Genomic DNA, 25124 nt, shown 5'->3' on the forward strand with positions numbered 1-25124 from the left:
CTCGCCTCCTCACCGCGCCTGAACCGACAGGCGCTCGACGATCACTGCATCGCCGCTGTTGCTTGCAGCGGGTGCAACTCTGGCCCAACTGTTCCAGCCCAAGCGCGGCGGATCGCCGGCCTGTCCGAGTTGGCAGAAGGGAACGTCCTCCTTCTTCAGGATGGCCTGTATGTCGAATTCGAGCGCCGCGCCGACATAGAGCCGCGTCAGGGCGAAGAGCTCGGTGATGGCGCGGCCGCCCGGCGCGAGCGAAAGGTAATCGGCATAACCGAGTGGACCGATGACAATGCGAAAGCCGCCGCTGAAATCGTGGATCGCAGCACCTGCCGTCGCATTGACGCCAAGCTGGACGCCCTGCGGTCTGCCCATGCGGCTGCGCTCCGCCTCCGGGATGGTCAGCCAGCGCCCGCGGAACAATTCGATCCCCACCGGCAGGCCGCTGAATTCGCAGAGCATGGCGCGGAGATTGACGGCATTGCGGTTGCGCGCGGCGAAGAAACCGGAGAAGCGCAGGATCAGTTCCTCGTCGACGCCGCTCTTTTCGACGAGACGCTTGGTGCCGAAGCCGGTGAGTGACAGGAGCGTGGTGACGAAGGCGTTGTTTGCCCATGCGCCGCCCCAGCGCAACCGCCGGGCGATGCGGTATTTCTCGCAGGCATCAGTGAAGAGTTCCGCCATCCGCGCGCTGAACAGGTCGAAGAAGCCCGCCAGCGCCCGCGACCTGTTCCGCTCCTCGCGCATGACGAGTTCGTTGTAGGCCGACGGCATGGAGCCGATCGCCCCGATGAGACCGGCAAGCGCACTGCGGACGGCGGCACCGCCGCCCCTGCGCTTGTATCCGCTGACGGCAAGAGGCGCCGGCGAGACGCCGACATGGGAGGCGACATCAAGCCGCCCTTCCTCCACCGAAGCCTGCGCGACGCGAAAGGCCGTCACCGGCTCGAAGCGGCCGGGGTCGCGTTCGAGCAGATCGGCAAGGTCGTCTGGCTTGCGGGCGACGGGGAGATCCATGGTTGGCTAGCGATCCTTCCTCAGAGAAGCGGGCGTTCGGCGGCGCGTGCCGGCCACCGGGCGATCGGCCTCGATTGCCCCTTCATCCCGATGGTGAGCCGGGTGAAGCTGTTGACCGAGGTGTAGAGACTGAAGAAGCGGTCGAGCACGCTGCCGAACAGGAAGGCGGAGGGCCGGTCGATGGCGGCCGGATCGAATTCAAGCGCGATTTCGGTGCCGGGCACCATGCCGCCGCTGCCGAGACGGGCGGTCGAATTGCCCGCCTTGATCCGGACGAGCGCATCGACGAATTGCTTGGTCTCGGGGCTGTCCCGGAAGGCGTAGAGGGACAGGATATCCTTCAGCGCCGCACCGTCATTGTCGAAGAGCGACAGGTGGTTGAGAATGAGATGCGACATCAGCCGCCAGTTCCGCCCTTCCTGATCGTTCATCCTGACCGACGGCGTCGGCGGGATCAGGGCTTCAACGCTGGCGACCGCCTCATGGCCGGAAGCAAGCTGCAGAAAAGGATGGCCGCCGCCGAAGGGAAGCTGTTCCGGCAGGTCGCGGTTCAGGCAGAGCGTGTCGACGCTTGCGACCGCCTCGACAGGACCTGAAGAACGGCGCTGCCTGTCGACGAAGGCGATGTCCAGATCGCTGGTTCTGTCGTCTTCGTCGAAACGGCGATAGGCCTGCCAGTAGGTCACGCTCGTGCCTGCCCGCTGCGACCGTCCGAAGAACGGCTGGCAGAATTCCTCCTGGCCGCGCGATCCGGTCAGGAGAACGCGGTCGATCGAATAGATCTCGCGGGTCTTCTGGCGCCGCGCATCAGGCAGGAGTCGGTATTCCGTACGGGTGCCGTCGATGGCAATCGGCTCGCAGACCTGGCGGAAGAGATTGACGACGGGCGTCGCATTGAGTGCGAAGTCGCGGACCGAGATCGCACGTTCGAGCTTGGCGTCGCTTTCCCTCAGGTAGACGAAGAGCTCCAGCGTTTCGCCCCGCCAGGCATCGAGCCCTTCGATATCGAGAAAAAGAAACTTCCGCGGCAGAGCGAAAAATTCAGTCAGCAGCCGGTAGCCGGTGAAGCTCGGCGCCGGATAGGGTAGCATGGCCTCTTCAGGCTCGAAGCCAACCTGTTTGAGATTGCCCGCCGGCAGGAAGACCGGCGAACGGTCGTCCGCATGTTTGGCAAGCGCAATGCCGAGCGTGTGGTTGGCAAGCAGCTCGTAGATCGCCACCGCCTGCTGCCAGGGGGACGGAATATGCAGGCGCAGCCGGCTCAGGCCGAGGCTGCCGACGGGCTTTCGGGCATCGAGGCTGCGGATGGACAGCCTGAGGCAACCGGCAACGCCGGCATAGGGAGAAAGCGGCGCATTGATCGGCTGGCCGGAAAGGCTAGCACCGGTGATTTCGATCGGCGCCATCTCGACATCCTGCGTGGTGCGGAAGCGGCAAGCTTCGCCTCGCACCGGCTCGGCCAGGACTTCGGTGTGGCGTGGCACGGTCTGGACCGAGGCAAGCGTGTCGCTTGGGCGGAACTTCACGATGCTCATCGAGGGCAGCGGCGAGAGATAATGGGGATAGAGCGTCTCGAGCAGGCCGTCGGTCAGCTCGGGAAATTCATCGTCCAGCTTCTGGCGGACGCGGGCGGCCGAATAGGCGAAACTCTGGATCAGGCGTTCCACATGCGGATCGTCGGCGACGTCGCCGGTCATGCGCAGCCGGCCGGCGATCTTCGGGAAGGCATCCGCAAAGCGCGCGGCGCGGCGGCGAAGTGCCAGCAATTCCTCATTGTAGCGGTGCAGGAAACCTTCAGCCATGCGCCGCCTCCACGAAGAAGCGCTGGGTCGAGGGATCGATGGTCGACTCGAAGCTGATCGGCGGCATGCCCTCATGCAGGCGGAAGGTCGCCTGGATGCGCATGCGCAGCGCCCGTTCGGTCATCGTCCGGCTCTTGAGGATCGTCACCCGCACATCGGACAGCCGCGTTTCGAAAAGTGCAATCCGCCTCTCGATCGCTTGCGCCAGCTTGAGCTTGGCCTGGTCGGTCATCAGATTTGCCGAGACGATGCCGTCGACGCCGTAGCTCACCAGCGCGTCCTTGAGTTCGGAAAGTGCCGCCGGTGGCGTCGCCGGGCAGCGCCGCGTGTTGAGCAGCGCTTCGAGATCGCGGCGGATCGCCTCCCTGACGTCGCGGACCTGATCGACGAAGCTCATCGGCGGATCGACGCTGCGATCCGGAGCCTCGTCGATCAACCTGTCGAGGATCGAGCGGGCAAGGACGCGGTCGCGCGACCGGTAACGTTCGAGCGGGTCAACCATGCGCAACCTGCCTGCCGGCAGCCGTTGCCGGCACGATCTCCAGACTTTGGGTGTCATGGAAGGAAACCAGTTCGTCGCCGGCGAGGTAGCAGCGCTGGCCACGGCCGCTGGTGATGCCGGTCGTCTCCTCCATCCACTCGGTCTCGCGGCCAAGCCTGAGCGTCTCATCCTTGCCGGTGCCATGATAGACCGCCGGGAGAAGCACCGACGCGGCTGCGCCGTCGATCAGGGAAAGCTCGGCGCGGCGGAAGGCCAGATCGCGCGGCCGGGCAATCGGCTCTATCGAAAGGGCTGCGATCTTGGAAAAATCGATCCAGAGATAGCCGCCGCCGGTCATGATGACTTCGAGAGCGTGCGGTGTCCGGTCGTCGAGGTCGCGGAAATCGGAGACGGCCTTGCCGTTCCAGATCAACGGACGTTCGCCCCTCAGGTTCTCGAGTGCATCGAGCGTGGTCCTCGCCTCATCCGCATCCCCGCCGCGATGGGCGATGCCAAGGCGGACGGCGAGCTTGTCGAGTTCGCTCGGCCCCTGTGGAAATTCCGGCAGGGCGCCGCTTTCGAACCAGGCGTCGCGCGCCGCCATCGCCCGAAGCTCATTGCGCAGCAAGGCGAAGCCCATCGTCGCGTCGGGAGAGAGGGTGGCAGCAAGGCTGCACTGATTGTCCGCCCGCTGGTAGTCACCGGCAAGCACGAGAAGGTCGATATAGAGATGTCGCGCCTCCTGATCCGAGGGCTTGACCTTCAGATGCGCTTTGACCTGCTCGATCGCGTCATCGAGGGCGTTGTCGCTGAGCGATTGGGCGATGCTGGCGGAAAGCGTCATGCGGACATCCTCTCGGGTATGGCAACGGGGCGGCTCAGGATCTGGCCCGTGGTCGCGGTCTCGGCGATGAGATGGAAACTCGTGGCAACGTCATCGAGCTGGAAATGCGGCTGCAGCCGGACGGTACAGGAGAAGCTGCCGGGCTTGCCCGGAATCTCGGCGACGCCGATGCCGGCCGAGCGCAGGGGAAAGCGGGTGCGTAGCGCGATGTCGGCGTCGTCATTGCCGAGCGTATAGGCGGTCAGCCAATCCGCCAGCTTCCGCTGGATCGAGATCGCATCCGAAAGCTGGCCGATTTCGTCGCGCATGATGACCTTGAGATAATGCGAGAAGCGCGACGCGCAGAGCACATATTGCAGCATGGCGGCGAGGCGGGCGTTCTGGCGTGCATGTTCGTTGGAATAGTGCGGAGGCGCATGCAGAGACTGATTGGAATTGAAAATCGCCGAAGAGGAGAGATAGGTGGTCGCAGTAGGAATGATGCCGAGCTCGCAGAGCTGCTGCTCCTGGCCGCTGGTCAGATGGATCTCCACCGGCGCCTGGGCTGATAGTCCGTTGCTTTCTGTGCCGAAGTCATAAGGCGGCAATTCCGCTGTACTCAGCAGGCCACCGTCGACGGCATCCTGCGTGACGCCGCGGATATCCGCGAACCACCCGGAATCGATGAAATTTCGGATGACGACGGTCGCAAAAGCGAAAGCGGCGTTGCCCCAGAGAAGCGAACTGCCGTCGCTAGCAATGCTTTCGCGGAAGGGAAAGCCGTCGTTGCGATTGCGTGCATGAGGCGTAAGCGGCGAGCGCATCAGGATGCGCGGCGCGACAAGTCCGAGGAAACGCGAATCCTCGCGCGCGCGGAGACCGTTCCAGCGGATGCGGGCCGTCTCATTGGCAAGCCAGGAAAAGTCGGTGACCCGGTTCAGCTCGTGAAAGTCTTCAAGCCCGATCGCCAGCGGCGCAGCACCTGCGACGAAGGGGCAGAAGGCGGCGGCGGCCACCATGCCGATCTGCGACAGCGTGCTGACCGGATCGCCGCCGTGCGGATCGGCCGGAGAAAGATAATAGTCGCCGACCAGCAGACCGAAGGGTTCGCCGCCCGGCATGCCGAACTCGCGGCTATAGATCAGTTCGAAGAGGTGGCTTTGGTCGAAGTCGCTGGCACGCTCCATGCTCCGCGTGAGCTCGCTCCAGCTGACGCCGAGAAGCTTGACCTTGACCTCGCCGCTGCGGCTTGCCTCGCGCACGAGCATGGCAAGGCCACGCCATCTCGCCTCCATCGCCTGAAAATCGGGATGGTGGAGGATGGCATTGACTTGCCTGTTCAGCGCTTCGTCGATCAGCGTAATCAGCTGATCCGCCCGGCGCCGCCATTCAGTGCTGGAACCCATCGTCAACCTGACACAAATGTTTCGACCGCAAGGATGGTTGCGCGGCGGCAAGCCGCCGCGCTTGGCCCTGCTTTCATCAGTTCTTCGAGGGAATCCGGGCGACCATGCGCAGCGAGGTGGTCAATTCCTCCATCTGCAGCCATGGGCGCATCCAGGCCACGGCGTTGTAAGCGCCAGGCCTGCCGGGGATTTCCTGGACGGTGACTTTTGCCTCGCGCAGCGGATATTTCGCCCGCGACTCTTCGCCGGCGTCGTCATTGGCGTTGACATAGTTGGAGATCCAGCGATTGAGCCAGGCCTCGCAATCTTCCGCCTCCATGAATGAGCCGATCTTGTCGCGGCCCATGACCTTGAGATAATGGGCGAAACGCGAGGTCGCCATCATATAGGGCAGGCGGGCTGAAACGGCCGCGTTCGCAGTTGCCTCGGGTCGGTCGTAGAGCTTCGGCTTATGCGCGGTCTGCGCCCCGAAGAACACGGCATAGTCGGTATTTTTGTAATGGCAGAGCGGCAGGAAGCCGAGCTTGCCGAGTTCGGCATCGCGGCGATCGGTGATACCGACTTCCGTGGGGCATTTCAGATCCAGATCGCCGTCGTCGCTCGAGAAGATGTGCATCGGCAGCCCTTCGACCTTGCCGCCGTTTTCCGCCCCGCGAATGGCGGTGCACCAGCCGTTCTTGGCGAAGGCCTCGGTGAGACGCGTGCCCATCACATAGGCTGCATTCATCCAGCAGTAGGAACCGTGCGACAGCTCGCCGGTCTTGGAACCGCCGGTTTCGTCGAAGTTGAACTCCTCGATCGGGCTGGTCTTCGGGCCGTATGGCATGCGGGCGAGCACACGCGGCATGGCGAGCGTCACGAAGCGGGAATCATCGCTGTCACGCAGGCTGCGCCACTTGGCGTATTCAACCGTCTCGAAGATCTTCTCGAGATCGCGGGGTTTTGCCAGCTCCCGGAAATCCTCGAAGCCGAACATGCGTGGGCTGGCGGCGGAGATGAACGGGGCGAAAGCGGCTGCGGCGATCATCGAGACGCCCTGCAGAAGCTGGACGTCGTCGAAGGAATTGTCGAATTCGAAATCGCCGATCAGCGCGCCCATCGGCTCGCCGCCCGGCGTGCCGAATTCGTCTTCATAGACCGACTTGAAGAGCCGCGACTGGTCGAATTCGACGGCCTTTGCGAGATCCTTGGCGACATCGCGCTTGGATGCATTGAGCACGCGGATCTTCAGATTGGCGCTGGTTTCGCTGTTCTTGACGAGATAGTTCAGGCCGCGCCAGGCGCCTTCGAGCTTGGTGAACTCAGGCGACTGCATGATAGCCGCGAGCTGGCTGGAAATCGCCTTGTCGATTTCGGCAATGGCATTGTTCAAGGTGATCGTCAGGTTGCGATCATAGGTGACGGTGCCCTTCAGGGCTTGATCGGTGAGGGTGCGCAGAAGGTCCTGGGCACGGTCGGGCTCGGTCTGGCGGGTCGCCGCAACGACCTTCGAGAGCAGGTTTTCATCAGGCGCGAAGCCTACGTCTTCCTTTGTTTGCAATTGCGTTTCAGCGGTCATCTATCGATCCTTTTTACGAAAGCGGCGGCCCTCGAAGCATGAGGGGTTCCCTTCGAAAGGGGCCACTGCCGGACAACGACTCTTCAGGAATGGAGCGCGCGGTCCGCGATCGGCCCGCGATCCCAGGCACTCAGTTCAATGCGTCCTTCGCCTCTTCGGCTTTGTCGCCGCCAAGTTGGGCGACCAGCTGCGAGAGATCGGCCTTGTTCTGCAGGATGTCCTCGAGCAGGCGCTCGAGCTCTTCGGAGCGGTCCGCCTTGCTCATCAGGTCGCGCAGCTGGTTGCGCGCGTTGAGCAGGGCCTTCAGCGCCGGCACCTGATCGACGACCGCGCCGGGTTCGAAATCGGCCATGCTTTCGAATTTCAGCGAAACGGGAAGGTCGCTTCCGTTTTTCTCGAGGGTGTTCTCGACCGAAATGGTGAGGCCCGGCGTCATGCGGCGCATGACGTCGTCGAAGTTGTCGCGGTCGACCTGCACGAACTTGCGCTCGCCGAACGGCTTGAGCTGCTGCGTGGGATTTCCGGAGAAATCGCCAAGCACGCCGACGACGAAGGGCAGTTCCTTCACCACCATCGCGCCTTCGGTTTCCACTTCGTATTTGATGTGGACTCGCGGTTTGCGAACCCGTTCCAGTTTCTCATGCACACTTGCCATCGAGATTCTCCTTCGTCTCATCGGCGGATTGTCAATTGAGGATGCTGCGGCGTGCCGTTAGCCTCCCTTGTCGGCTACGGGCTGGATGCCGGCTGCCGTCAGCACCGCGTTGCGCGTCTGCTGTTCGGGCAGGAGCTCGGCAAGAAGCTCGAAAAAATCCATGCGGCCGCGACGCACCAGCGTTTCGATCGACATGGAGATCGGTGAATGGGGCTCCGTGCGGCGGAAATAGCGCGCAACGGCGATCAGAAGTTCGAAGGCTTCTTCCCGCGAACGAATCGGCTCGGCGCTGACAGGCCGCAGGCCGATGGCTCCGGACTCGTCGGTTTCGCTTGCCGGCAGTGGCTCGGATCCTTGCGAGGCAAGGGCTTGCGGAGCGGCGAGCGGCGCTTCGATTCCGGCGAGCATCCGGATTGCAGACGCCGCCTCCTGCAACACATTGCGTGTATTCGAACTCGGCGGCGCCTGGTCGCCGCAGTGTATGTCAAGTATTTCGACCATGCGATCGAATGCGGCGATGCACCCGGTCAGCACGTCGAGATAGGCTGACATCTGAGCGACACCGGCTTCTGCCGCCGCCTGCTGCAATTCCTTGAGCCGTTCGGTTTCGTTCGGCCGCTGCGAAAGCTGGAAATCCCAAAGCGAAAACTGGGCGAATTTTCCGCCGGGGATCAACGATGTCAAACGAATAGCCTGGATGAGCGTGCCCTCGCCGCCAACACCGTTGAGACCAGCAAAGGGCGCGAACCGTTCCTCGATGTCACCATCTCCGATCGAATGCAAAGCGTCGAAATGCTTGTCTAAAAGCGACACGGTTGCGACGTAGACGTCATGCAATCCAGAGAAGCCGCGCAGCCGCAGTTGCGCTTCAGCGAGCCATGCCAATACTTCGATGTCCTTGCTCTTTGAAGAAAGGATCTGCAATCCAAGATTGCTAACATCGTGCCAGGCAGGTGCAATCGCAATAGTCTCACCCGGGATAATACTACGTTCGGCTGTACGCGCGGCGTTTCTCGCGTCCTTAATTCTATAGTATATTTCACGAGACACAGTATTATTCCGCACGTTTTCTCCGCACGGATGATTTTGTTCAAGTGGATCTATAATTTCGCGAACATTCACGCGGTTAAATTCCTCAAAAAGCAGAGCATAATGCGAAGAGCGGTCATTTTGGGCGGCTCATATTGGCTTGTCAACCATAGAAGGATGATGACGGATTTATGACGACTTTCGATATGCTCATTTTTCAAAATAGAGTCGTTTTTCTTCTGGACAAGGGTTTATGAGCGCCCTAGTTGTTTCTTCGCATCGGGTGAGCGTACTGAATTTCGACGTAAAGACAGGACTTGAGAATGTCCCATATCGATCTCAATCGTCTGATAAGAACGCTTGAGCCCAATCTACGTGTCGGTCTTGAGACAGCGGCTTCGCTTGCCGTGCGTCATCAGCATGCCGTCGTGGATATCGCCCATTGGCTTCGCTCCCTTCTTGATATCGCAGGATTTTCTGCCGTTTTCGAAGAACTCAAGCTCTCCTCGGAGATGCTGAGAATGGAGCTCGACGCCGCTATCGCCGACATCCCGCGGGAGGATGGCGCCTCGCTTGCCCTCTCCCCGAACCTGCTCGCTCTTGGGAGGGAATCCTTTCTGGTTGCATCGCTGCAGTGCGGGCGGAATGTCGTGCTTTTGGCCGATCTGCTTGCCGCGCTGATCAACGAGCCGGCATTGCGGGCGGTGACTCGCGGCATTGCCCCGTCGATGCGCAATCTCGACAGGGCGACGCTCGACAAGTTGCTGGAGACGGCGGCGCCAGGCCCGTCGGGCGAGCTTTCCGTGCCCGTTGCCGCGTCTGCGACCTTCTCTGGGGACAATGAATTCCTGCGGCTCTACACCCACGACATGACCGCGGACGCCCGGGCGGGCCGAACCGACCCGGTCATCGGACGCGATCGCGAATTGCGGCAGTTGATCGATATCCTGATGCGCCGGCGGCAGAACAATCCGATCCTCGTCGGCGAGGCGGGTGTCGGCAAGACCGCCGTGGCGGAAGCACTGGCGCTGGAGATCGCCGCCGGCAACGTGCCGGCCCGGTTGAAGGACGTGAAGCTGCTGCTCTTGGACCTGAGCCTGCTGCAAGCCGGTGCCGGCGTCAAAGGCGAGTTCGAACGGCGGCTGCATGGCGTGGTCGATGCGGTGAAGACGTCACCGGAGCCGATCATTCTGTTCATAGACGAAGCGCATGGGCTGATCGGCGCCGGCGGACAGGCAGGGCAGGGCGATGCCGCCAATGTCCTGAAACCCGCTTTGGCGCGCGGCGAACTGCGGACGATCGCGGCAACGACCTGGAGCGAATACAAGCGCTTCATCGAAAAGGATGCCGCACTCACCCGCCGCTTTCAGACCGTGCATGTTCGCGAGCCGGACGAAGAAGCCGCCATCCGCATGCTGCGCGGCGTGGCGGAAGGCCTGAAAATCCACCACAAGGTGCGCATTCGCGACGAGGCGATCGTTGCGGCCGTCCGGCTTTCGGCCAGATATCTGCCGGACCGGCAGCTTCCCGACAAGGCGATCAGCCTGATCGACACGGCAGCTGCGGCGGTAGCGCTTGCGCGCCAGACGACACCGGAGGCGCTGAAGCTGCTCGTCGACGAGCGCGATCTTCTGGAAACCGAGGCGAACTGGCTCGCGCGCGAACCGGAGACGTCGGAAAAGCGCGCCCGGCTCGGCGAAATCGCAGGCAAGCAACAGGAGATCGTCCTGGAGATCGAGGCGCTCCGATCGAAATTCGATGAAGAAAACCGGCTCGTCCGAGAGGCTGACCGACTGGAGGAGTTCTTCTCGCCCGACGATGCCGTCGTCCCGCTGGCGCCAGCCGACAAGACCGGCGACGGCACGAATGTGGCGCCTTTCCCGCCGCAGGCCATGACGGCGGAAAGCGCACGCGCTGCACTTGCTGTCACAGAACGGAGCCTGGCGACAGTCGCGGACCAAACGCCGCTCCTGCCGCGCGTCGTCGACAAGGAGATCGTCGCTGCCGTCGTTGCCCGCTGGACCGGAATTCCCGTCGGCAAGCTGCTGTCGGACCAGATCGAGACCGTCAAGACGCTCGATGCCCGCCTGAAGGAGAGGGTGCTTGGTCAGGATGCGGCAATCGAGCGGATCGCTTCGGCCATGCGGGCCGCCCGCGCCGGCCTTTCCGATCCGCGCCGGCCGCCGGCCGTCTTCCTGCTGGTCGGCATGTCCGGCACCGGCAAGACCGAAACCGCGCTTTCGCTCGCCGATATGCTCTATGGCGGCAGCCGGTACCTCACGACCATCAACATGTCCGAGTTCAAGGAGGAGCATAAGATTTCCATGCTCCTCGGCTCGCCCCCCGGTTATGTCGGCTACGGCGAAGGTGGCGTGCTCACCGAAGCGGTGAGGCGCAGGCCCTATGGGGTGCTGCTGCTCGACGAGATCGACAAGGCGCATCCGGGTGTCCAGGAAATCTTCTACCAGGTGTTCGACAAGGGAACGCTGCGCGACGGCGAAGGCCGAGACATCGATTTCAAGAACACCACCATCGTCATGACGGCGAATACCGGTTCGGAGATGATCGCCGCACTTGCCGCCGATCCCGACACGATGCCGGAGGCAGAGGCGCTCGAAGCGCTGCTGGCACCGGAATTGCAGAAGCATTTCAAGCCGGCCTTCCTTGGCCGCACGACGGTGCTGCCCTTCATGCCGCTCGGTAACGAGACCCTTTCGGGCATCGTCGATATCCAGATCGGCCGTATCCGCGACCGGATCGGCGCCACCTACGGGACCACGCTTTCACTATCACCGGAAGCCCGCGACGCGCTGATTTCGCGCGCCCGCGCAAGCGAGGTAGGCGCCCGCGCCATCGAGGTCATGATCGCCCGCGACCTCTTGCCTGTGCTTTCGACCTTTTTCCTCGATGCCGTTGGGCAGGGGAAGAAAATTACCGGGGTCGCCATCGGATACGACGGCCATCGCTTCGGCCTCGATGCCGAAGAGGCCGCCCCGCAGGAATTCGACACGCCGGGGGAAAGCCGGTTGTCGGATGAAGTAACCCCGAGCCGCAAGCGCACTCGGGGAGCAGCGAGAAGAAAGGCAACTACGCCTTAGACGCAACTAGGCACTCAACCGCCAATAGGAGAGCTGACAGCATGCCGATTTATCTTCAGATCGACGGGATCCAGGGCGATGCGACCCACGAGCAGCATCGCAAGTGGATGGACATCGAAGCCATTCACTGGAACGTCGCCCGTAACATGAACACCTCCGCCGGTTCGGCGGCAAACCGCGAAGCTTCCGAGCCGACCGTTTCGGAAGTGATCCTCACCAAGGTCAGCGACTCCTCGTCGACCAAGCTCTTCCAGGAAGCCTGCTCGGGCCGCACCGGCAAGCGCTCCGTTATCCATCTTGTCACCACGGGCAATCCCGGCGACACCTACATCGAGTATTCCCTCGAGAACACGCTGATTGCCAGCTACTCGATCGATTCCAACGGCGACCGCCCGGTCGAGACGATCAAGCTGAACTTCACCAAGATGGAAGTGAAGTACACGCCTTACGACGACAAGCACTCGCCGCAGTCGCCGATGATCGCCTCTTACGATCTCGCGACCACCAAGGCCGCCTGATATCCGACTGGAAGGGGCGCCGCATCGTTGCGGCGCCTATTCGCTCCATCGTCGTCGCGGGCTTGAAGGAAGTCTTCCCATGAGCGGATTGGCCATCGATAATGTGAAACTGACGAACTACCATCTCATCGTCGAGGAAGTGTTCGACGAAAGCGTCTTCGGCATGGTCGCGCCCAGCTTCAAGATCAAGGGCGTCAAGGGGGTTGGGACCAGCCATCTTCAGGTGATGCGCAGCGTCTATACGCTTGCCATCGGCGAAGACGTCTATTTCAAGGGCCGCAAGCTACAGGGTTCGCCCGGAGCGCGGGAATTGCTTTCGGAATTCTTCGAATCGGGAACGCAGCTGACGACCCGCCCGAATGGCCGTACGACGGTCATGCACCGCTATCTCGGCAAGAAGAACATCTTCACGGCCAAGGCGCTGGAGCATTACAAAGCGTCCGTCACGCTGAATTTCCTTCCCATCTATGGCGAGGATCCGGCGCCGACCCGTTTGCTGTACGGCAATCCCGCGGTCACCTTCATCCAGAAGACCGGAGAGCGGCCGATGGCTGCCGCCTATTTCAACGGCAACAACAACCGGCTGGAACTCCTGCATTATTTCGATCGCCGTACCCTCGTCGACGGCTTTTTGAAACGCTTCTCGGAAGCGTCCGCCGCTGCCGTAGGCTGAGAGGTCCTCATCGATGAACGATATGTCGTCCGCCGCGGATTTCATCCAGGCGAGCCGAATTCTCAGAATCGTCTCGCCGCTGGGCGAAGACCAGCTTCTGCCGGAGCGGGTGACGATCGAGGAAGGTATTTCCTCGCTCTTTGAAATCAGGCTGTCGGCCCGCGCCAAGAAACCATCCGTCAAGCCGGAGGAGCTGATCGGCCGGCTGATGGATGTCTCCGTCGAGGTGCAGCAGGGCGAGGATGGCGGCGGCGTGCGTCGGCCGTTCAACGGCCTGGTGACCGAACTCAACGAAGGACCGCCCATCACCCGCGGCCTGCGGTCTTATTCCATGGTGCTCAGGCCGCAGATGTGGCTGCTGTCGCGCCGTTCCGACTGCCGCATCTGGATGGACAAGACCGCGGTCGATATCGTCGAGACGCTGTTTTCCGAGCACGGTATTCCCGCGCCCGATACCTCGGGCGTGATCACGCCGCCGCCACCGCTGCATTATTCGGTGCAGTGGAACGAAACGGACCTTGCCTATCTCACCCGCCGCTTCGAGGAGGACGGCCTGTTTTACTGGTTCTCCCATGAGGATGGCAAACACAAGCTGCATGTGGCCGACGGCGCAAGATCCTGGCTCGGCCCGTCGCCCTCGGCGCAGGGAGAAGGGCGGGTCCGCCTGGCGCAGGGCTCGTCCGACCGCAACCATATCAACGAGTGGAGCCGGCGCTATTCCTATGTGCCGGGCCAGCGCGCCGGCGCCGACTGGAACTTCGAGACGCCGCGCATGGTGCCGGGCACAATGACCCCGTCGCTGGTGCAGATGCCGGAAGCGACGAAGCGCGAGCTTTACGAATATCCGGCGCGCATTTCTTCCGTGGCCGAGGCGGAGCGGGCGGAAAAATTGAGGATGCAGGCCTCCGAAGCCGATCACGACCGGGTCTTCGGCGGCTCCACATCCCGCATCCTTGAGGCGGGACGCCGCTTCACCCCCTATGAAGTCGCCCATCCAGATCACGCCTATGAGGAACATGTGGTGGTCAAGGCGGTGCATACCGTCGTCGATCGATCCTATGAGACGAATAGCAACGAACCGGAATACACGAACACATTCGAGGCGGTGCCGTCGCGGGTGCCGATGACGCCGCATCGCGAGACGAAGCGGCCGCGGATCGAGGGCACCCAGGTGGCGATCGTCGCCGGCCCTTCCGGCGAGGAAATCCATCCCGACCAGTACGGTCGCATCAAGCTGTGGTTCCCCTGGGACCGGAAGGCCAAGAAGGACGGTTCCGACACCTGCTGGGTGCGCGTCAGCCAGGTCTGGGGAGGCGGGACCTGGGGCGCCCAGGTCATCCCGCGTATCGGCATGGAGGTGATGGTCGCCTTCGTCGACGGCGACCCCGACCGGCCGCTGGTGACAGGCGTGGTGCCCAATCCCACCAATGCTGTTCCCTACGACCTGCCCGCCAACAAGACGCGCATGGTCATGCGCTCAAACTCGCATAAGGGCACAGGCTTCAACGAAATGACGTTCGAAGACGAGTCTGGCCAGGAGAACATGTTCTTCCATGCGCAGAAGGACCAGACGACGCGCGTCCTGAACGACCGCACCAAGCGCATCGACCGGCACGAGGTCTCGGCAATCGGCGCCAATCGGACGGTCGAAGTGGGCGGCAACCAGAAACATGAAGTCGGCGGCTCGATGAACACCGTCGTCGGCGGCACGGGGCCGATGGCCATGGCGCTGATGGGGGCGGTGCAGGGAATGGCAAGCCAGACGGCCGGCCTTCTTTCGCAGGCCGGCCAGATCGCCGGAGGTGGCGGGCCGGGCCTCGCCGCTTTTGCCGGAACGCTTGCCTCCTCGGCACTAGGTTTCCTCAGCGCGGGCGGTCTCGGTAGTCGTGAAGGTGTCGTTTCCGGCCCCAGCCCTCGGGCGGATGCCGGAACCGCTCTTGCTGGTTCCGGTAGCGGAGTGGGAAGTGCTGCTTCCAGCCTATTCCCCTTGCCGGGCATTATGAACACGATCGTAGGCTCTTTTAAATCAGATACGGTTGGCATCGCCCGCGCCGAGCAAATCGGCGTCAGCAAGGTGACCAATGTTGGCCAGACATCGCTCGAGAAGGTGGGAAAGTTCAAAAAGGTCATTGTCGGCGAAGAGTTCGTCATCGAATGCGGCGCTTCCAAGTTCATCATGCGCGAGGACGGCACGGTTATCATCCTTGGGACGCATTTTAACTTCACGGCATCCGGGCCGACTCAGATCAACGGCAAGGTCGTGGATCTGAACAAGCCGGGCGGCGGCTTTGCCGAAGCGGCTCCGACATCGTCGGACACGGCTGCGAAGGGCTGACAGGCGATGTCGGTCGACAACGACACGCCTTTTCCGGTGCTCGCGTTCCGTCAGTACAATCTGACGGGCGATCTTCTTGGTGTAGTAGTGGCGCGCGGCACCTTCAAACTCAGCAATGGCGGTCCGCTAGTACTTGATGACAGCCAGCGGCCTCTAGCCATGTCGGACGTTTATGACGGCGATCCGCATCAGGCCCCGCAGATGGCCTGCACGGATCTCGCTCCGTACAAGCCTGGCACGGACGTGACCTTCCTCGGCGCGACGTTCGCGCCAAACGGCGTTTCGGCCTCCTCTTGGACATGTGGGCTCAAGGTCGGGCCTCTGGAAAAACGTCTGCGCGTTTATGGTCCGCGCCAGTGGCGAGCCAGGACTCGCAAGACCTGGCGCGGCCTGATCGACCCCGACAAGGAAGACGCCCTCGACAGCTGGGAACTGACAGAGGGAGAAGCTGTCGCCCATGTCCCCATCGACTGGCGCCTTGCTTTCGGCGGCAGGATCGAAGGCGGCGAGGTTTTCGAGAAAAACCCGCTCGGCATCGGCCTTGTTGACGAGACCTCGTTTGCCGAGAAACCTGAATGGCCGGCGCCACAAATAGAGGACGAGGCTCACCCGATCCGCCATGTAGGTGATCGTCCGGCGCCAGCCGGTTTTGGTCCGATATCGCCGTTCTGGGAGGGCCGTCTGAAGCTTGCCGGCACTTATGACGATGTCTGGCTGAAGGAGCGTCATCCGTTTCTGCCGAAAGATTTCGACTTCCACTTCTGGCAGGCGGCGCATCCCGATCTCATTAGCGAGCCGTGGCTTCGCGGAGACGAGGAATTCGAGTTGGATCATCTCCTGCCGGGGCGGGATATCCTCCGCGGCCAACTGCCGGGGATCGATCTTCATGTAGATCTCGACCAGGGCGATGGGCTGAAGCGGGGCATTTTGGTGCTCGACGGCGTACACTTCGACATGCGTCCGGATGTCGGGCGTGTCTTCCTGACATGGCGGACGGCCTTTCCGTGGCCGGAGCGACGCGGAAAGCCGCGTCTGTCGTTGGCCGCCCCTGTTCAATGGGTGGCCTAATGGGGGAGAGGCGGTTTCCTGATCCGATCTACGATGCTGATTTCGCCGCACAGTACGGGTTGCCTGCGGGTACGAGAATCATCGGGCCGCCGATTTCGGGCACATTGCTCACCAAAACGCCGGACGGCCGATCTCCTCTGATCGCCTATGACGGACCCTGGCCGCCTCCGAAGAGGGAGGAGAACAAGGAAGAAAAGCCGCCCGAGTTGCCGGCTCCCGCCGCGGCAAGCCCCGCGCCGCCCGAAATCATTCATGACAATTCCGAGGCGCTGGCCGTTTGCCTTTCTCCCGACGTCTGCCGGTCTCCAAAGGTCCCAGTCCCCTACATGAGCTATGGGACGGCCAACAACGACTTCAACTACGCGACCAGTGTCTTTTCCAACGGCCTGATGGTCAAGCATCATCAATCAAAGTTCTCTTGCTGCTTCGGGGATGAGCCCGGAACCGGCCTCGGATGCTGCTCCAACACCGTTGGCGATGTCGTCGAACCGGTAACATCTTCAGAAATCGTGTATGTCAACGGCATACCGGTTCAGCGGCACGGCGATCTCTGCACGTTAAACAAAGGTAATACAGTTGGTGAATATTGCTACGTCCGCTCGACGGACTTAGACAAGCCGCCGCCTGCGGAAGACAATCAGGACAAAGCCTGGTACGAAAAGGCCTGGGACTGGACCGGCGAAAAGCTCAACGAGACGGGCCAGGCCATACATGAGTTCGACCAGTCGCATGGCAAAGTGATTACGCGCGGCGTCGGCGCGCTTCAGGCAATAGGCGGAGCCGCCGAAACCATAGCGGGCGCAGGGCTTGCCGGCGTGGGCACTGGCGCTTCCGCGACCGGTGTTGGCGCGGTGCCTGGCGTACCGGCTATGATTGCCGGCGGTGCGCTTGCGGTCAACGGCTACGACAATTTTTCGACCGGCCTGAGGCAACTTTGGACCGGCGAGCAGCAAAACACCGCTATCGCCCAGGCGGCCGGCCAGATCGCTGGCGCCATGGGCGCATCGCCCGAAACGGTGCAGAACGTTACAAACACCACTAATCTCATCCAAGGTGTGGCAGGTGGCGCCGGCGCGATCGCCGCGACGGCGCAGACATCTGGGCGAACGCTTCTTGTGACCGGCGTGCAGGGAGCAAGAAGCACAGCTCTGCCGCGCAACATCGTCAATCTTGAGCAGCGGCTGATACAGCATCTGCGCACTGCGCAACAGAGAGCACGTCTCACGCCGAGGCAGGCTGCGGCGGTTGCGCGCAATCCAAATCAATATAATACTCACATGGGTACGCAGATCGACACGGTCTTCAAGAACCTTGTCGATAACGACCCCAGCCTGCGGGGGCTGGTCACCACGACGCCACGGTTCCAGTTCGGTCCGGACGTCGTTGTGAACGGCCAGAATTACTGGTTCGACGTGACGACGGCGCCGCAATGGCAGGCGCACGTCACGAAATATACATCGGGTTTCGGTACCGGCGTACCATTGATATGGCCATAGTTGGGAGTAGTTGGTTTGAAGCAGCAAGAGTTTGTATCGGCGATCGAGGCGGGCCTGAGTTCGGGACATGGCGCGAGTTTTTCCGATACCGTGTTTTCTCCCGACGAGCGCCTTCGCAGCAAGAAGGCATATGCGACGCAAATCATCCCCTTCAACCTTCATGTCAAGAACAGGACTTGGCGCGGCATTCACTTTAAAAACTGCTCTATTACTGGCCTCGCCTTTACCGGCGCCGTGTTAGAAGATTGCACCTTCGAAAACTGCCAGCTTGCGATCCAGAATTGGGATAGCCGTTACAGCAATTGCAAGTTTATCTCCTGTGACATGAGAAGCTTCTCTTTTGGAGCGGACCAGGCTTCGAATGCGAACGCGTTTCAGGACGTGGTTTTCGAGAAATGCAACATACAGGCAAGCGGCGTGGACTTTGCCGTTTTCGAACGCGCATCATTCCTGAATTGCAAGCTCGACCGTGCCGAATTCCGGCAGGCCACCATCCTGCAGAGCAAGTTTACCGGGAAGCTCGACGATGTCGTTTTCGGCCGGGATTACACCGACAAACCGAGCCGCCTGCAGGGCGTGGATTTCAGCAAGGCGACAATCAACTACAGCATCTTCCCGAACACCCAGGTTTCGGATGTCACCGCACCCGAAAATCCCAAAATCCACGTGATCAGCCGCTACAAGGACTTCATCTCGGATCTCGACCGCGCGATCCAGGCGAATCCTGATCTGGGCGACGTGGCGCTCGCCGGCATTTTCACCAGCGAATATACCGCCAATTCCAACTTCGGCATTGTCAACGAGGACGACTTCAGGGAACTGCTGAAGCCAAAGGGCATGGAGCGCCTAGCGCTGATGCTGACCGATCCGCGCTGGGGTAATTAGTTGGTAGGGTGATTGAGTGGGCCGCCTTCGGGGCGAACCAAGATTAAACCTGCGCTCGATCACTAAATTAAATCGGATGGTGATCGCCTCAGTCTACGCTTTGCATTGGTTCGACGGCATCTGCTGTTGCCTTGAAGACCGTCCTTGATGCCACCATCGATCGCAACATTCTGAAACCGGTCAAAGTCCAGGCCGTGGATGACGAAGTCTGTTGGGAAACCCCTTTCAGGACCTTGAGACATGGCTGAAAAATCAAACTACAACATCTTCGAGATCAAGTGGTTCGACGAATTTCTCTCTGCGTACAAGATCGATAATGTCATTCGCCCGAGCGCGGCCGATGTGGAGGCCTATCGCGGAAAGCTGCCGGATTTTCTTCTCCGTTTCTGGACCGATCATGGTTGGTGCAGCTGGTCCGACGGTCAGTATTGGCTTTGCGATCCTCCCTTGCCGAAGCCGGTGCTGGACTATGTCTTTCGCGGCGATCCGGAGCTTGACCCAGAAAAGATGTATGCCTTCGGCTACACCGCCTTCGGTGAAATCGATATCTGGTATGGCGACGCTATGATCAGGCTGAACATGGCGAGGGGAGAGGTGGGTATCGACAATCGAGGATATGACGAGGAACACCAACGCCGGTGGACCGATGAAGTCATGTTGGGCCTGTGTTTCTCAGGTCGGTTTGCGCCGGTTATTCCGCCGTGGGAAGACGAAAACAAAAAGAACTTGATGCCACGCGCTTTGGAAATTCTGGGGCGCCTGAATGTGGCAGAAATATACGGATTCGTGCCGGCTTTGAGCCTGGGCGGGGGCAACACCATACAGCATTTGCAGAAGATGCCTTTGGTTGAGCATCTTGTGTTCCTGGCGTCGCTGGAGCCGCCGACATTTTACGATTACACGCCTCCTGCCGATGGGGAAGGCGGTTTCGGAACGGTGATCCCACGCCGGACGATCGGGTCGCGGTAGCGCGTCGGTGTCCGGCCGGCATGCACAAGAACTTCCGACGTTCCGATGCCATGATTTATCGCATGTTGTGCGAGCCCCGAAACAAAGGCAGAAGCGATGACCGACCTTTTCATCACCTATCAAAATGCTTTGAAGGATTTTGGCGAACCGCAGGGCGGATCTCCACTGCCATCTACCACTCTGGACGCTTACCGCGGTCGTATTCCGGATAGTTTTCTTGACTTCATGAGCCTTCATTCCGCGGGAAAATGGCTCCAGGGCTATTTCCAGTTCTGCAATCCGGACGAATATAAATCGGTCCTGGCGCTGGTTCTTGGCGGTGATGAGGAGCTGAAGCCGGAAAGAACGCATGTTCTCGGATTTTCGGCTTTCGGGGATTTGGTTGCTTGGAACGAGGATTATAAAACCGTCAAAATCAATATGGTTTATGGACGCGTCAGTTGCCCGGAACTGTTTTCGCCCGAGCCTGATATGGACCCTAAAATCACGTTGGGCATTGTGATCGGCAATGTGAAGGCAGATTCCTACGACAATCCGGACGAAAATGGGAAGCCGATGTTCAAGCGTCTCCTCCTCGCACACGGCGAACTGCAAGTGGGACAAATCTACGCGCCCAAACTTCACCCGGCTCTGGGCGGGCCGATCACCGTCGACAATCTCCGCCCGGCAGGGGCGCTCGCAGCCATGACGATCGCAGCTCAGGCGGTGCCGTTCACTCTTTATAACACAAGCATACCTAGCGTCCCGGCGGTCCGCGAAGTTGGGGCATGATGATGGGCAAGCAGATCTCAGGTACTTGAGATGTTGATGTCGGCTCACTGGTCTTGAACAATTAGATATCAGGTTTGTGTCTGAAACAGGTTTGCAGCCTCGCCGTTAGAAATGAGGAGCCCAAATGGTTGGTCGTCCGGTCACGCTTAGGGGCCATATGCATGTCTGCCCGATGGTCGATCCGGGGCCGCGGCCGCATGTTGGAGGGCCGGTGTCTTCGACATCCCAATCTTTGGTCTGCGTCGAAGGCGTGCTAATCGCAATGGTGGGCGACAAGTGCACATGCACGGGCGTTCCGACGACAGCCGGCATTACATGCGGATCGTCGGTTGCCAAGATCGACGGCCAGAAGGTCGCCCGCTTCGGCGATGCTTGCGAGCATGGAGGCAGGCTGGTGCAAGGCGTGCCTTGGCTGACATTCGATTAGCTAACGTCGGGTGGCACTAACAATCCATCATGCTGCTCGTTGGCAGCGGCGGCGGGCGCGTTGCCAGCAAAGAAGAAGCTGATGCGAGTGGGAGAGATTGAGCGGCATCAGAAAAGACTAGAGGTAATAGCCAAGTGCATTGCCGGTGGGACGGAGGAGGAGCGAGGTGGTCCCGGCAATGCTCCGATGTCATAATACTGCCCAGTGCATCTATCGGTTCGAAGTGAGGCACCGTGAAGGATTATCAGGTAAGGCTTACTTCAATCGTCGAGGATTTCGGTACTCCGCAGGGCGGGGAAGCGGCCGTCGATGTAGAGCGATACCGCGGCAGGGTTCCCGATGCGGTGATCGAGTTCTGGCAGCAGAACGGGACCGGGATCATATTGAATGGTTATTTCCAGTTCTGCGATCCCGACGCCTATGCAGCGATCATGAAGTTTGTCTTTGACGGCGATTCGCAGATTGACGCCGAGCAGACGCATGTGCTGGGCTTTGGCGCATTTGGAACGATCATTGCGTGGAACGAAGTTCATCAGAATGTGACCATTGACCTTGTAAATGGGCAGGTGTCGTGCCAGGCGCTGGTCAACGGCAAGACCTACGATCCCAATATTGCCGTTACCAGCGAGTTGATGTTGCTCGATAGCCCGACAATCGATGAATACGATGCAGAGGCTGAAAAGCTTTTCAAGCCGGCGCGTTCAAAGCTCGGAAAGCTCGGCGTAGGGCAGATCTACGGGTTCAGGCCCATCCTCGCGCTCGGCGGGAACAGGGCACTGGCCAGCCTGACGATCTACGAAGCGTTGCCGCATATGGCGATCCTGGCGCAGGCGCATGAGCTGCAATTGATGGACAATGCTCCTTTCCCGCCGCAACCGGTACGCGTGATCGGAAGCTGATGCCAGACGCCTGTTTGCGCACGCGTGATGAAAATCTGAGGATGGCGGGGCCTCCCGCCTCGACACAATAGACATGTTTTGACAGCAAAACTTTGTAAGAGATTGAAAAATGCCATCGGTCGAGCAGACGATTAAAGCAAATCTGAATCAAGAGAAGCGCGACATCCGGGACTGGGTCGCGGATTCCTTCAATAAGGAAATTCTCTACGACGAACCGCTTTCTGAAACGATCGAGCCATTCGTTCGTGACGGGAAGAGCGAAAAGAAGCTGGTTCCGGATGCGCTCGGTTCCATCGCAAGCTGGCATATGCGGATGGCGATGGACAAGAGCCTCAACGAAGCCCTTTATCCTGCCGACGAAATTGCGAGGTCCGGCATTTACCGGTTCTGGCACTACGAATGTGCGCATGCGGTCATGGAATCGGACGATCCGGCCGGCTACAAATTTCCAATGCGGCCGTTCACTGACGTTTCCACCATGCTGGCGCTTGGTTGGCTGAGCCATGCAAACCGCCTGGCCGAGACGATTTTCGACCGGTGGGACGCACAGACTGACGGAAACGGCGCCGTCGCGTGGAAAAGTCTGCCGCAATATCTGCCATGGCTTTCAGTCAAACTCTACAAGGCGTGGCGGGGGAGCGACGAGACCTATGATCTTGAGCCGGATGACGGAGAAATGGCCGATTTTTCCCCATTGCTCGAAGCGCTGTTCGATCCGCGACCCCGTATATTCGGCGAGGCATTGGCAAAAGCTGCGGACTTCCATGCATCGGGGTGCGGGACGGATGACTACGACATCGTCAACGAAGAAGAATTGTGGTTCTTCCCGGTCGAACTACTAGCTGCATGCCGGCTCCGCCAGCAACGTGGCCTCGATCTGCCGCCGTTGGATTACCCTCTGTTCAACGCCACGCCGCTTTGCCGCTTCCAGAATGCGCTGCCGGTTCCGTTCGACGAAACCTTGGCAAAACTGCTGCCGGCTTACGCTGCCTCGACCAACAAACTCGATCTGAAAGTCTGAACGGGCAGTGGTATGCGATGCCGAATACAATGCGGAATTCGATGGACGTGGCGAGTGTCGACTGCCTCGTGGATGGCGAGATTACCGCGCCGGAGGAGCAATCGGTCAGAACTCGCCGTCCATGCCAAGCGTGCCGTGGCATTCGGTGCGCAGCAAACTCAACCTGTAACAGGTCCCAGGAGGAGGGTCTGAGTAACTGGCAAAAGGCCGGTGTTGCGCTCGGCGTAACAGCAGCAGGCGTCGGCGCTGTCGCTTGCGCGATTCTGGAGCCATGCGGCGCAGTCGCGCTCGGAGCTTTGGGACTCGGAACAGCAACAACGCTTGCAACGCAGTGAGGGTATTTCCTTGAGTGACGCAATGCATTTGACCAAGGAACTCGCCGCTCAGATCGACGGCTTCTCATTTGCCAATGGCCATGGTTTTGTGGAGACACGCATCGGTTTTGCGGTGGAGCTGTTCTTTCTGGGCGGAAGCGAAAGCCGAACCAGACTGATACTCTGCGACATGCTCCGTCAATATCATGCGCTGTTTACGGATGCGTTGTCGCATTTTCTCAAGCTGAATACGAGCCGCCTGACGAAAATCACTGGCAGCGATTACCTGGACTATTATGAAAATATGGCGCGGGAGCTGAGTTCATCCGAACCCATGGACGCAATGGTGTTCGGATATCCTGGCAAGAAAGTTGTCGATGAGCCGACGCCTTTAAGCATTTCTTTCAAGTGTGCCGGCCCCGATCCCATGAGCCCGCTTGGAAGATCGATGATCTGTGCCTATTTTCCGGCATCCTTTGTGGCAGAACGCGGCTATGGCATTTTGCTCGATCTTACGAAGCGGTGGGCGTCATCGGTCGAGCTACTTCATGGCAGTGCGGGCTATAGTCTTTTGTTCGAGCATGGGGTTTTTGCCGGCAGCAATACTGTCGCAGAGACCGTTCTACCTCTACTCAAACGTTTTCCTGGATTGGATTTTTCCGATCCACTTCATTTCGAAGTAGAATCGGATCTCGGCGATGGCCGTCAGATCAAGTCGATCAACTGGCTGACCGTCATCAACGAAGAGATTGTCGGGAAGCTGGGAGGGCAGGGCGCCCTTGCCAAAGAACTCGGGGAGACTTGCCCGATCCACGGGATCGACGGCGGCCTGATCATACAGGCAGGCAGCGAGCCGCAACTGGGCGATGTCAACCGCGGTCTGGTTCTCGACGATTATCGCCGCGTCGCGAAAGTCTTGGAGCCCGTTCGTTTCAAGGATTATCGGCGAGGCCTTTTTGTCCAACCGGAACCATACGACAAGATCGAAGAAACGCGGAGGTGGCTTCGAAGGTTTGAATAGCTGGGTTGAAACCGGGCTCTACCATAACGGTAACCGAGATCGCGATTTCGGGAGACACCAATGACCGCAGCAGAGTTTTTTGAGGCGCGAGGCAAACCCCACGAGGCAAGACGGATTTCCGAGGCCGAAGCGGAAAGTGCCGTTGGGCACGTTCCGGAGGAGCTGAGACGGTTCTGGATGCAACATGGCGTGGGCTACTATGCAAACAGGAACTACAGGCTGTGCACACCGGCTCTTTTCGAGGGCTTCTTCCGCCAGGTACTGGCCAATGTGCCGGATTGAATGCCGATGAGCTCGCTGCCTTCGGATATTCGAGCCTGGGGACCGTCAATCTCTGGCACAAGACAGGACGGCATTTCACATTTTCGCTCGATGTCGCCCTGCTGATGGATTTGACGAGCCGAAGCCGAACCGATCCTCCGCCCCATGATCTGGAAGAGATCTATCGCGCGGCCGGTGTGGATATGCCTGAAAACGCGGTCGAGCTGTTTCTGGAAGCGAGGTCTGCGCCGGAGGACATCTGGAACATATTGTTGGCGGCAACCAGCACGGATTCATACAAGGCGATTTACGACGATAACGGTAAAGCCCTCACGCCGCAGCTCCGCCGAAGCCTCGGAGAGCTTTCGCAGGACGAGATCTATTTTCGAGATAGGACTACCGGGCAAAATACGGCCGACCACTATAAAAAACTGAAAATATCCGAGGCCGTCTCGCACATGCCTGACGAGATTTACTATTCATTCGCAGTCGAAGTCGGAGGGCAGCAGCAAATTGTCTCCCAAACGATCCCCGCTGGTAGCGTCCGGTAAATTTGCCTCGGCTTACGGCTGGCCTGCAATGGGCGGGAGCATATTTGCGCTG

The 25124-nt window shown here is 60.2% G+C and carries 23 protein-coding genes; 15 read left to right on the top strand and 8 right to left on the bottom strand.

The genetic code is table 11. The features are described 5' to 3' along the window. Window positions 1-9: 9 nt before the first annotated feature. The 8 genes from tssG to tssA all read right to left on the bottom strand — a co-directional run bounded on the left by tssG (window position 10) and on the right by tssA (window position 8858). A complete protein-coding gene (gene tssG / locus CUJ84_RS27890; protein WP_105008866.1) occupies window positions 10-1011 on the bottom strand; it encodes a type VI secretion system baseplate subunit TssG in 1002 nt (333 codons plus the stop codon). 20 nt (window positions 1012-1031) lie between these two features. Next, on the bottom strand, window positions 1032-2813 hold the full coding sequence (gene tssF, locus CUJ84_RS27895; protein ID WP_105008867.1) for a type VI secretion system baseplate subunit TssF: 1782 nt from the start codon (window positions 2811-2813) through the stop codon (window positions 1032-1034). Then, a complete protein-coding gene (tssE, locus tag CUJ84_RS27900) occupies window positions 2806-3315 on the bottom strand; it encodes a type VI secretion system baseplate subunit TssE (RefSeq protein WP_105008868.1) in 510 nt (169 codons plus the stop codon). The genes tssF and tssE overlap by 8 nt, the downstream gene beginning before the upstream one ends. After that, on the bottom strand, window positions 3308-4138 hold the full coding sequence (locus CUJ84_RS27905; RefSeq protein WP_105008869.1) for a type VI secretion system accessory protein TagJ: 831 nt from the start codon (window positions 4136-4138) through the stop codon (window positions 3308-3310). Before CUJ84_RS27905 ends, tssE begins: the two co-directional genes overlap by 8 nt. Next, window positions 4135-5523 carry a type VI secretion system contractile sheath large subunit gene (gene tssC / locus CUJ84_RS27910; RefSeq protein WP_105008870.1) on the bottom strand — a complete coding sequence of 463 codons (1389 nt, stop codon included), beginning with the start codon at window positions 5521-5523 and terminating at the stop codon, window positions 4135-4137. The genes CUJ84_RS27905 and tssC (CUJ84_RS27910) overlap by 4 nt, the downstream gene beginning before the upstream one ends. Window positions 5524-5599: 76 nt before the next feature. Continuing rightward, a complete protein-coding gene (tssC, locus tag CUJ84_RS27915) occupies window positions 5600-7081 on the bottom strand; it encodes a type VI secretion system contractile sheath large subunit (protein ID WP_011649237.1) in 1482 nt (493 codons plus the stop codon). A gap of 130 nt (window positions 7082-7211) precedes the next feature. Beyond that, window positions 7212-7736, bottom strand: coding sequence for a type VI secretion system contractile sheath small subunit (gene tssB / locus CUJ84_RS27920; protein ID WP_105008871.1), 525 nt, complete (start codon window positions 7734-7736; stop codon window positions 7212-7214). A 57-nt stretch (window positions 7737-7793) separates the two neighbouring features. Continuing rightward, window positions 7794-8858, bottom strand: a complete 1065-nt coding sequence (tssA, locus tag CUJ84_RS27925; RefSeq protein ID WP_105008872.1) for a type VI secretion system protein TssA — start codon at window positions 8856-8858, stop codon at window positions 7794-7796. A 230-nt stretch (window positions 8859-9088) separates the two neighbouring features. Here tssA and tssH point away from each other — a divergent pair, with 230 nt between their 5' ends. The 15 genes from tssH to CUJ84_RS28000 all read left to right on the top strand — a co-directional run bounded on the left by tssH (window position 9089) and on the right by CUJ84_RS28000 (window position 25072). After that, on the top strand, window positions 9089-11863 hold the full coding sequence (gene tssH, locus CUJ84_RS27930; protein WP_105008873.1) for a type VI secretion system ATPase TssH: 2775 nt from the start codon (window positions 9089-9091) through the stop codon (window positions 11861-11863). A gap of 41 nt (window positions 11864-11904) precedes the next feature. Then, a complete protein-coding gene (locus tag CUJ84_RS27935) occupies window positions 11905-12381 on the top strand; it encodes an Hcp family type VI secretion system effector (RefSeq protein ID WP_003575677.1) in 477 nt (158 codons plus the stop codon). Between the two features lie 79 nt (window positions 12382-12460). Further along, complete coding sequence (locus CUJ84_RS27940) at window positions 12461-13054, top strand: hypothetical protein (protein WP_105008874.1); 594 nt, start codon at window positions 12461-12463, stop codon at window positions 13052-13054. A gap of 13 nt (window positions 13055-13067) precedes the next feature. Beyond that, a complete protein-coding gene (gene tssI / locus CUJ84_RS27945) occupies window positions 13068-15389 on the top strand; it encodes a type VI secretion system tip protein TssI/VgrG (protein WP_105008875.1) in 2322 nt (773 codons plus the stop codon). A 6-nt stretch (window positions 15390-15395) separates the two neighbouring features. Further along, the gene (locus CUJ84_RS27950) at window positions 15396-16457 is read left to right on the top strand and encodes a DUF2169 family type VI secretion system accessory protein (RefSeq protein ID WP_105008876.1); all 1062 of its coding nucleotides are present in this window, start codon (window positions 15396-15398) and stop codon (window positions 16455-16457) included. Next, window positions 16457-17953, top strand: coding sequence for a DUF4150 domain-containing protein (locus CUJ84_RS27955; protein ID WP_158686971.1), 1497 nt, complete (start codon window positions 16457-16459; stop codon window positions 17951-17953). Before CUJ84_RS27950 ends, CUJ84_RS27955 begins: the two co-directional genes overlap by 1 nt. Before the next feature lie 417 nt (window positions 17954-18370). After that, window positions 18371-18838, top strand: a complete 468-nt coding sequence (locus CUJ84_RS38905) for a pentapeptide repeat-containing protein (RefSeq protein WP_348632681.1) — start codon at window positions 18371-18373, stop codon at window positions 18836-18838. A gap of 240 nt (window positions 18839-19078) precedes the next feature. Continuing rightward, a complete protein-coding gene (locus CUJ84_RS27965; protein ID WP_105008879.1) occupies window positions 19079-19807 on the top strand; it encodes a GAD-like domain-containing protein in 729 nt (242 codons plus the stop codon). A 96-nt stretch (window positions 19808-19903) separates the two neighbouring features. Continuing rightward, entirely contained in the window at window positions 19904-20578 is a 675-nt protein-coding gene (locus CUJ84_RS27970; RefSeq protein WP_105008880.1) for a GAD-like domain-containing protein, read from the top strand. Between the two features lie 124 nt (window positions 20579-20702). After that, window positions 20703-21005, top strand: coding sequence for a PAAR domain-containing protein (locus tag CUJ84_RS27975; RefSeq protein ID WP_105008881.1), 303 nt, complete (start codon window positions 20703-20705; stop codon window positions 21003-21005). A gap of 233 nt (window positions 21006-21238) precedes the next feature. After that, complete coding sequence (locus CUJ84_RS27980; RefSeq protein ID WP_105008882.1) at window positions 21239-21904, top strand: GAD-like domain-containing protein; 666 nt, start codon at window positions 21239-21241, stop codon at window positions 21902-21904. 109 nt (window positions 21905-22013) lie between these two features. Then, window positions 22014-22925, top strand: coding sequence for a hypothetical protein (locus tag CUJ84_RS27985; RefSeq protein ID WP_105008883.1), 912 nt, complete (start codon window positions 22014-22016; stop codon window positions 22923-22925). Window positions 22926-23270: 345 nt separating this feature from the next. Continuing rightward, window positions 23271-24260: a type VI immunity family protein gene (locus tag CUJ84_RS27990; protein WP_158686973.1), complete on the top strand. Its 990-nt coding sequence runs from the start codon at window positions 23271-23273 to the stop codon at window positions 24258-24260. A gap of 60 nt (window positions 24261-24320) precedes the next feature. Beyond that, the gene (locus tag CUJ84_RS27995) at window positions 24321-24542 is read left to right on the top strand and encodes a GAD-like domain-containing protein (protein ID WP_105008885.1); all 222 of its coding nucleotides are present in this window, start codon (window positions 24321-24323) and stop codon (window positions 24540-24542) included. Then, on the top strand, window positions 24539-25072 hold the full coding sequence (locus CUJ84_RS28000) for a hypothetical protein (RefSeq protein ID WP_105008886.1): 534 nt from the start codon (window positions 24539-24541) through the stop codon (window positions 25070-25072). Before CUJ84_RS27995 ends, CUJ84_RS28000 begins: the two co-directional genes overlap by 4 nt. Window positions 25073-25124 lie beyond the last annotated feature (52 nt).

It is taken from the genome of Rhizobium leguminosarum (genome assembly GCF_002953715.1).
Classification (GTDB): domain Bacteria; phylum Pseudomonadota; class Alphaproteobacteria; order Rhizobiales; family Rhizobiaceae; genus Rhizobium; species Rhizobium leguminosarum_V.

What these genes read in the sequence shown, in the direction of transcription:
- tssG (WP_105008866.1), bottom strand. Translation starts at nt 1,011, where the DNA reads ATGGATCTCCCCGTCGCCCGCAAGCCAGACGACCTTGCCGATCTGCTC.
- tssF (WP_105008867.1), bottom strand. Translation starts at nt 2,813, where the DNA reads ATGGCTGAAGGTTTCCTGCACCGCTACAATGAGGAATTGCTGGCACTT.
- tssE (WP_105008868.1), bottom strand. Translation starts at nt 3,315, where the DNA reads ATGGTTGACCCGCTCGAACGTTACCGGTCGCGCGACCGCGTCCTTGCC.
- CUJ84_RS27905 (WP_105008869.1), bottom strand. Translation starts at nt 4,138, where the DNA reads ATGACGCTTTCCGCCAGCATCGCCCAATCGCTCAGCGACAACGCCCTC.
- tssC (WP_105008870.1), bottom strand. Translation starts at nt 5,523, where the DNA reads ATGGGTTCCAGCACTGAATGGCGGCGCCGGGCGGATCAGCTGATTACG.
- tssC (WP_011649237.1), bottom strand. Translation starts at nt 7,081, where the DNA reads ATGACCGCTGAAACGCAATTGCAAACAAAGGAAGACGTAGGCTTCGCG.
- tssB (WP_105008871.1), bottom strand. Translation starts at nt 7,736, where the DNA reads ATGGCAAGTGTGCATGAGAAACTGGAACGGGTTCGCAAACCGCGAGTC.
- tssH (WP_105008873.1), top strand. Translation starts at nt 9,089, where the DNA reads ATGTCCCATATCGATCTCAATCGTCTGATAAGAACGCTTGAGCCCAAT.
- CUJ84_RS27935 (WP_003575677.1), top strand. Translation starts at nt 11,905, where the DNA reads ATGCCGATTTATCTTCAGATCGACGGGATCCAGGGCGATGCGACCCAC.
- CUJ84_RS27940 (WP_105008874.1), top strand. Translation starts at nt 12,461, where the DNA reads ATGAGCGGATTGGCCATCGATAATGTGAAACTGACGAACTACCATCTC.
- tssI (WP_105008875.1), top strand. Translation starts at nt 13,068, where the DNA reads ATGAACGATATGTCGTCCGCCGCGGATTTCATCCAGGCGAGCCGAATT.
- CUJ84_RS27950 (WP_105008876.1), top strand. Translation starts at nt 15,396, where the DNA reads ATGTCGGTCGACAACGACACGCCTTTTCCGGTGCTCGCGTTCCGTCAG.
- CUJ84_RS27955 (WP_158686971.1), top strand. Translation starts at nt 16,457, where the DNA reads ATGGGGGAGAGGCGGTTTCCTGATCCGATCTACGATGCTGATTTCGCC.
- CUJ84_RS27965 (WP_105008879.1), top strand. Translation starts at nt 19,079, where the DNA reads ATGGCTGAAAAATCAAACTACAACATCTTCGAGATCAAGTGGTTCGAC.
- CUJ84_RS27970 (WP_105008880.1), top strand. Translation starts at nt 19,904, where the DNA reads ATGACCGACCTTTTCATCACCTATCAAAATGCTTTGAAGGATTTTGGC.
- CUJ84_RS27975 (WP_105008881.1), top strand. Translation starts at nt 20,703, where the DNA reads ATGGTTGGTCGTCCGGTCACGCTTAGGGGCCATATGCATGTCTGCCCG.
- CUJ84_RS27985 (WP_105008883.1), top strand. Translation starts at nt 22,014, where the DNA reads ATGCCATCGGTCGAGCAGACGATTAAAGCAAATCTGAATCAAGAGAAG.
- CUJ84_RS27995 (WP_105008885.1), top strand. Translation starts at nt 24,321, where the DNA reads ATGACCGCAGCAGAGTTTTTTGAGGCGCGAGGCAAACCCCACGAGGCA.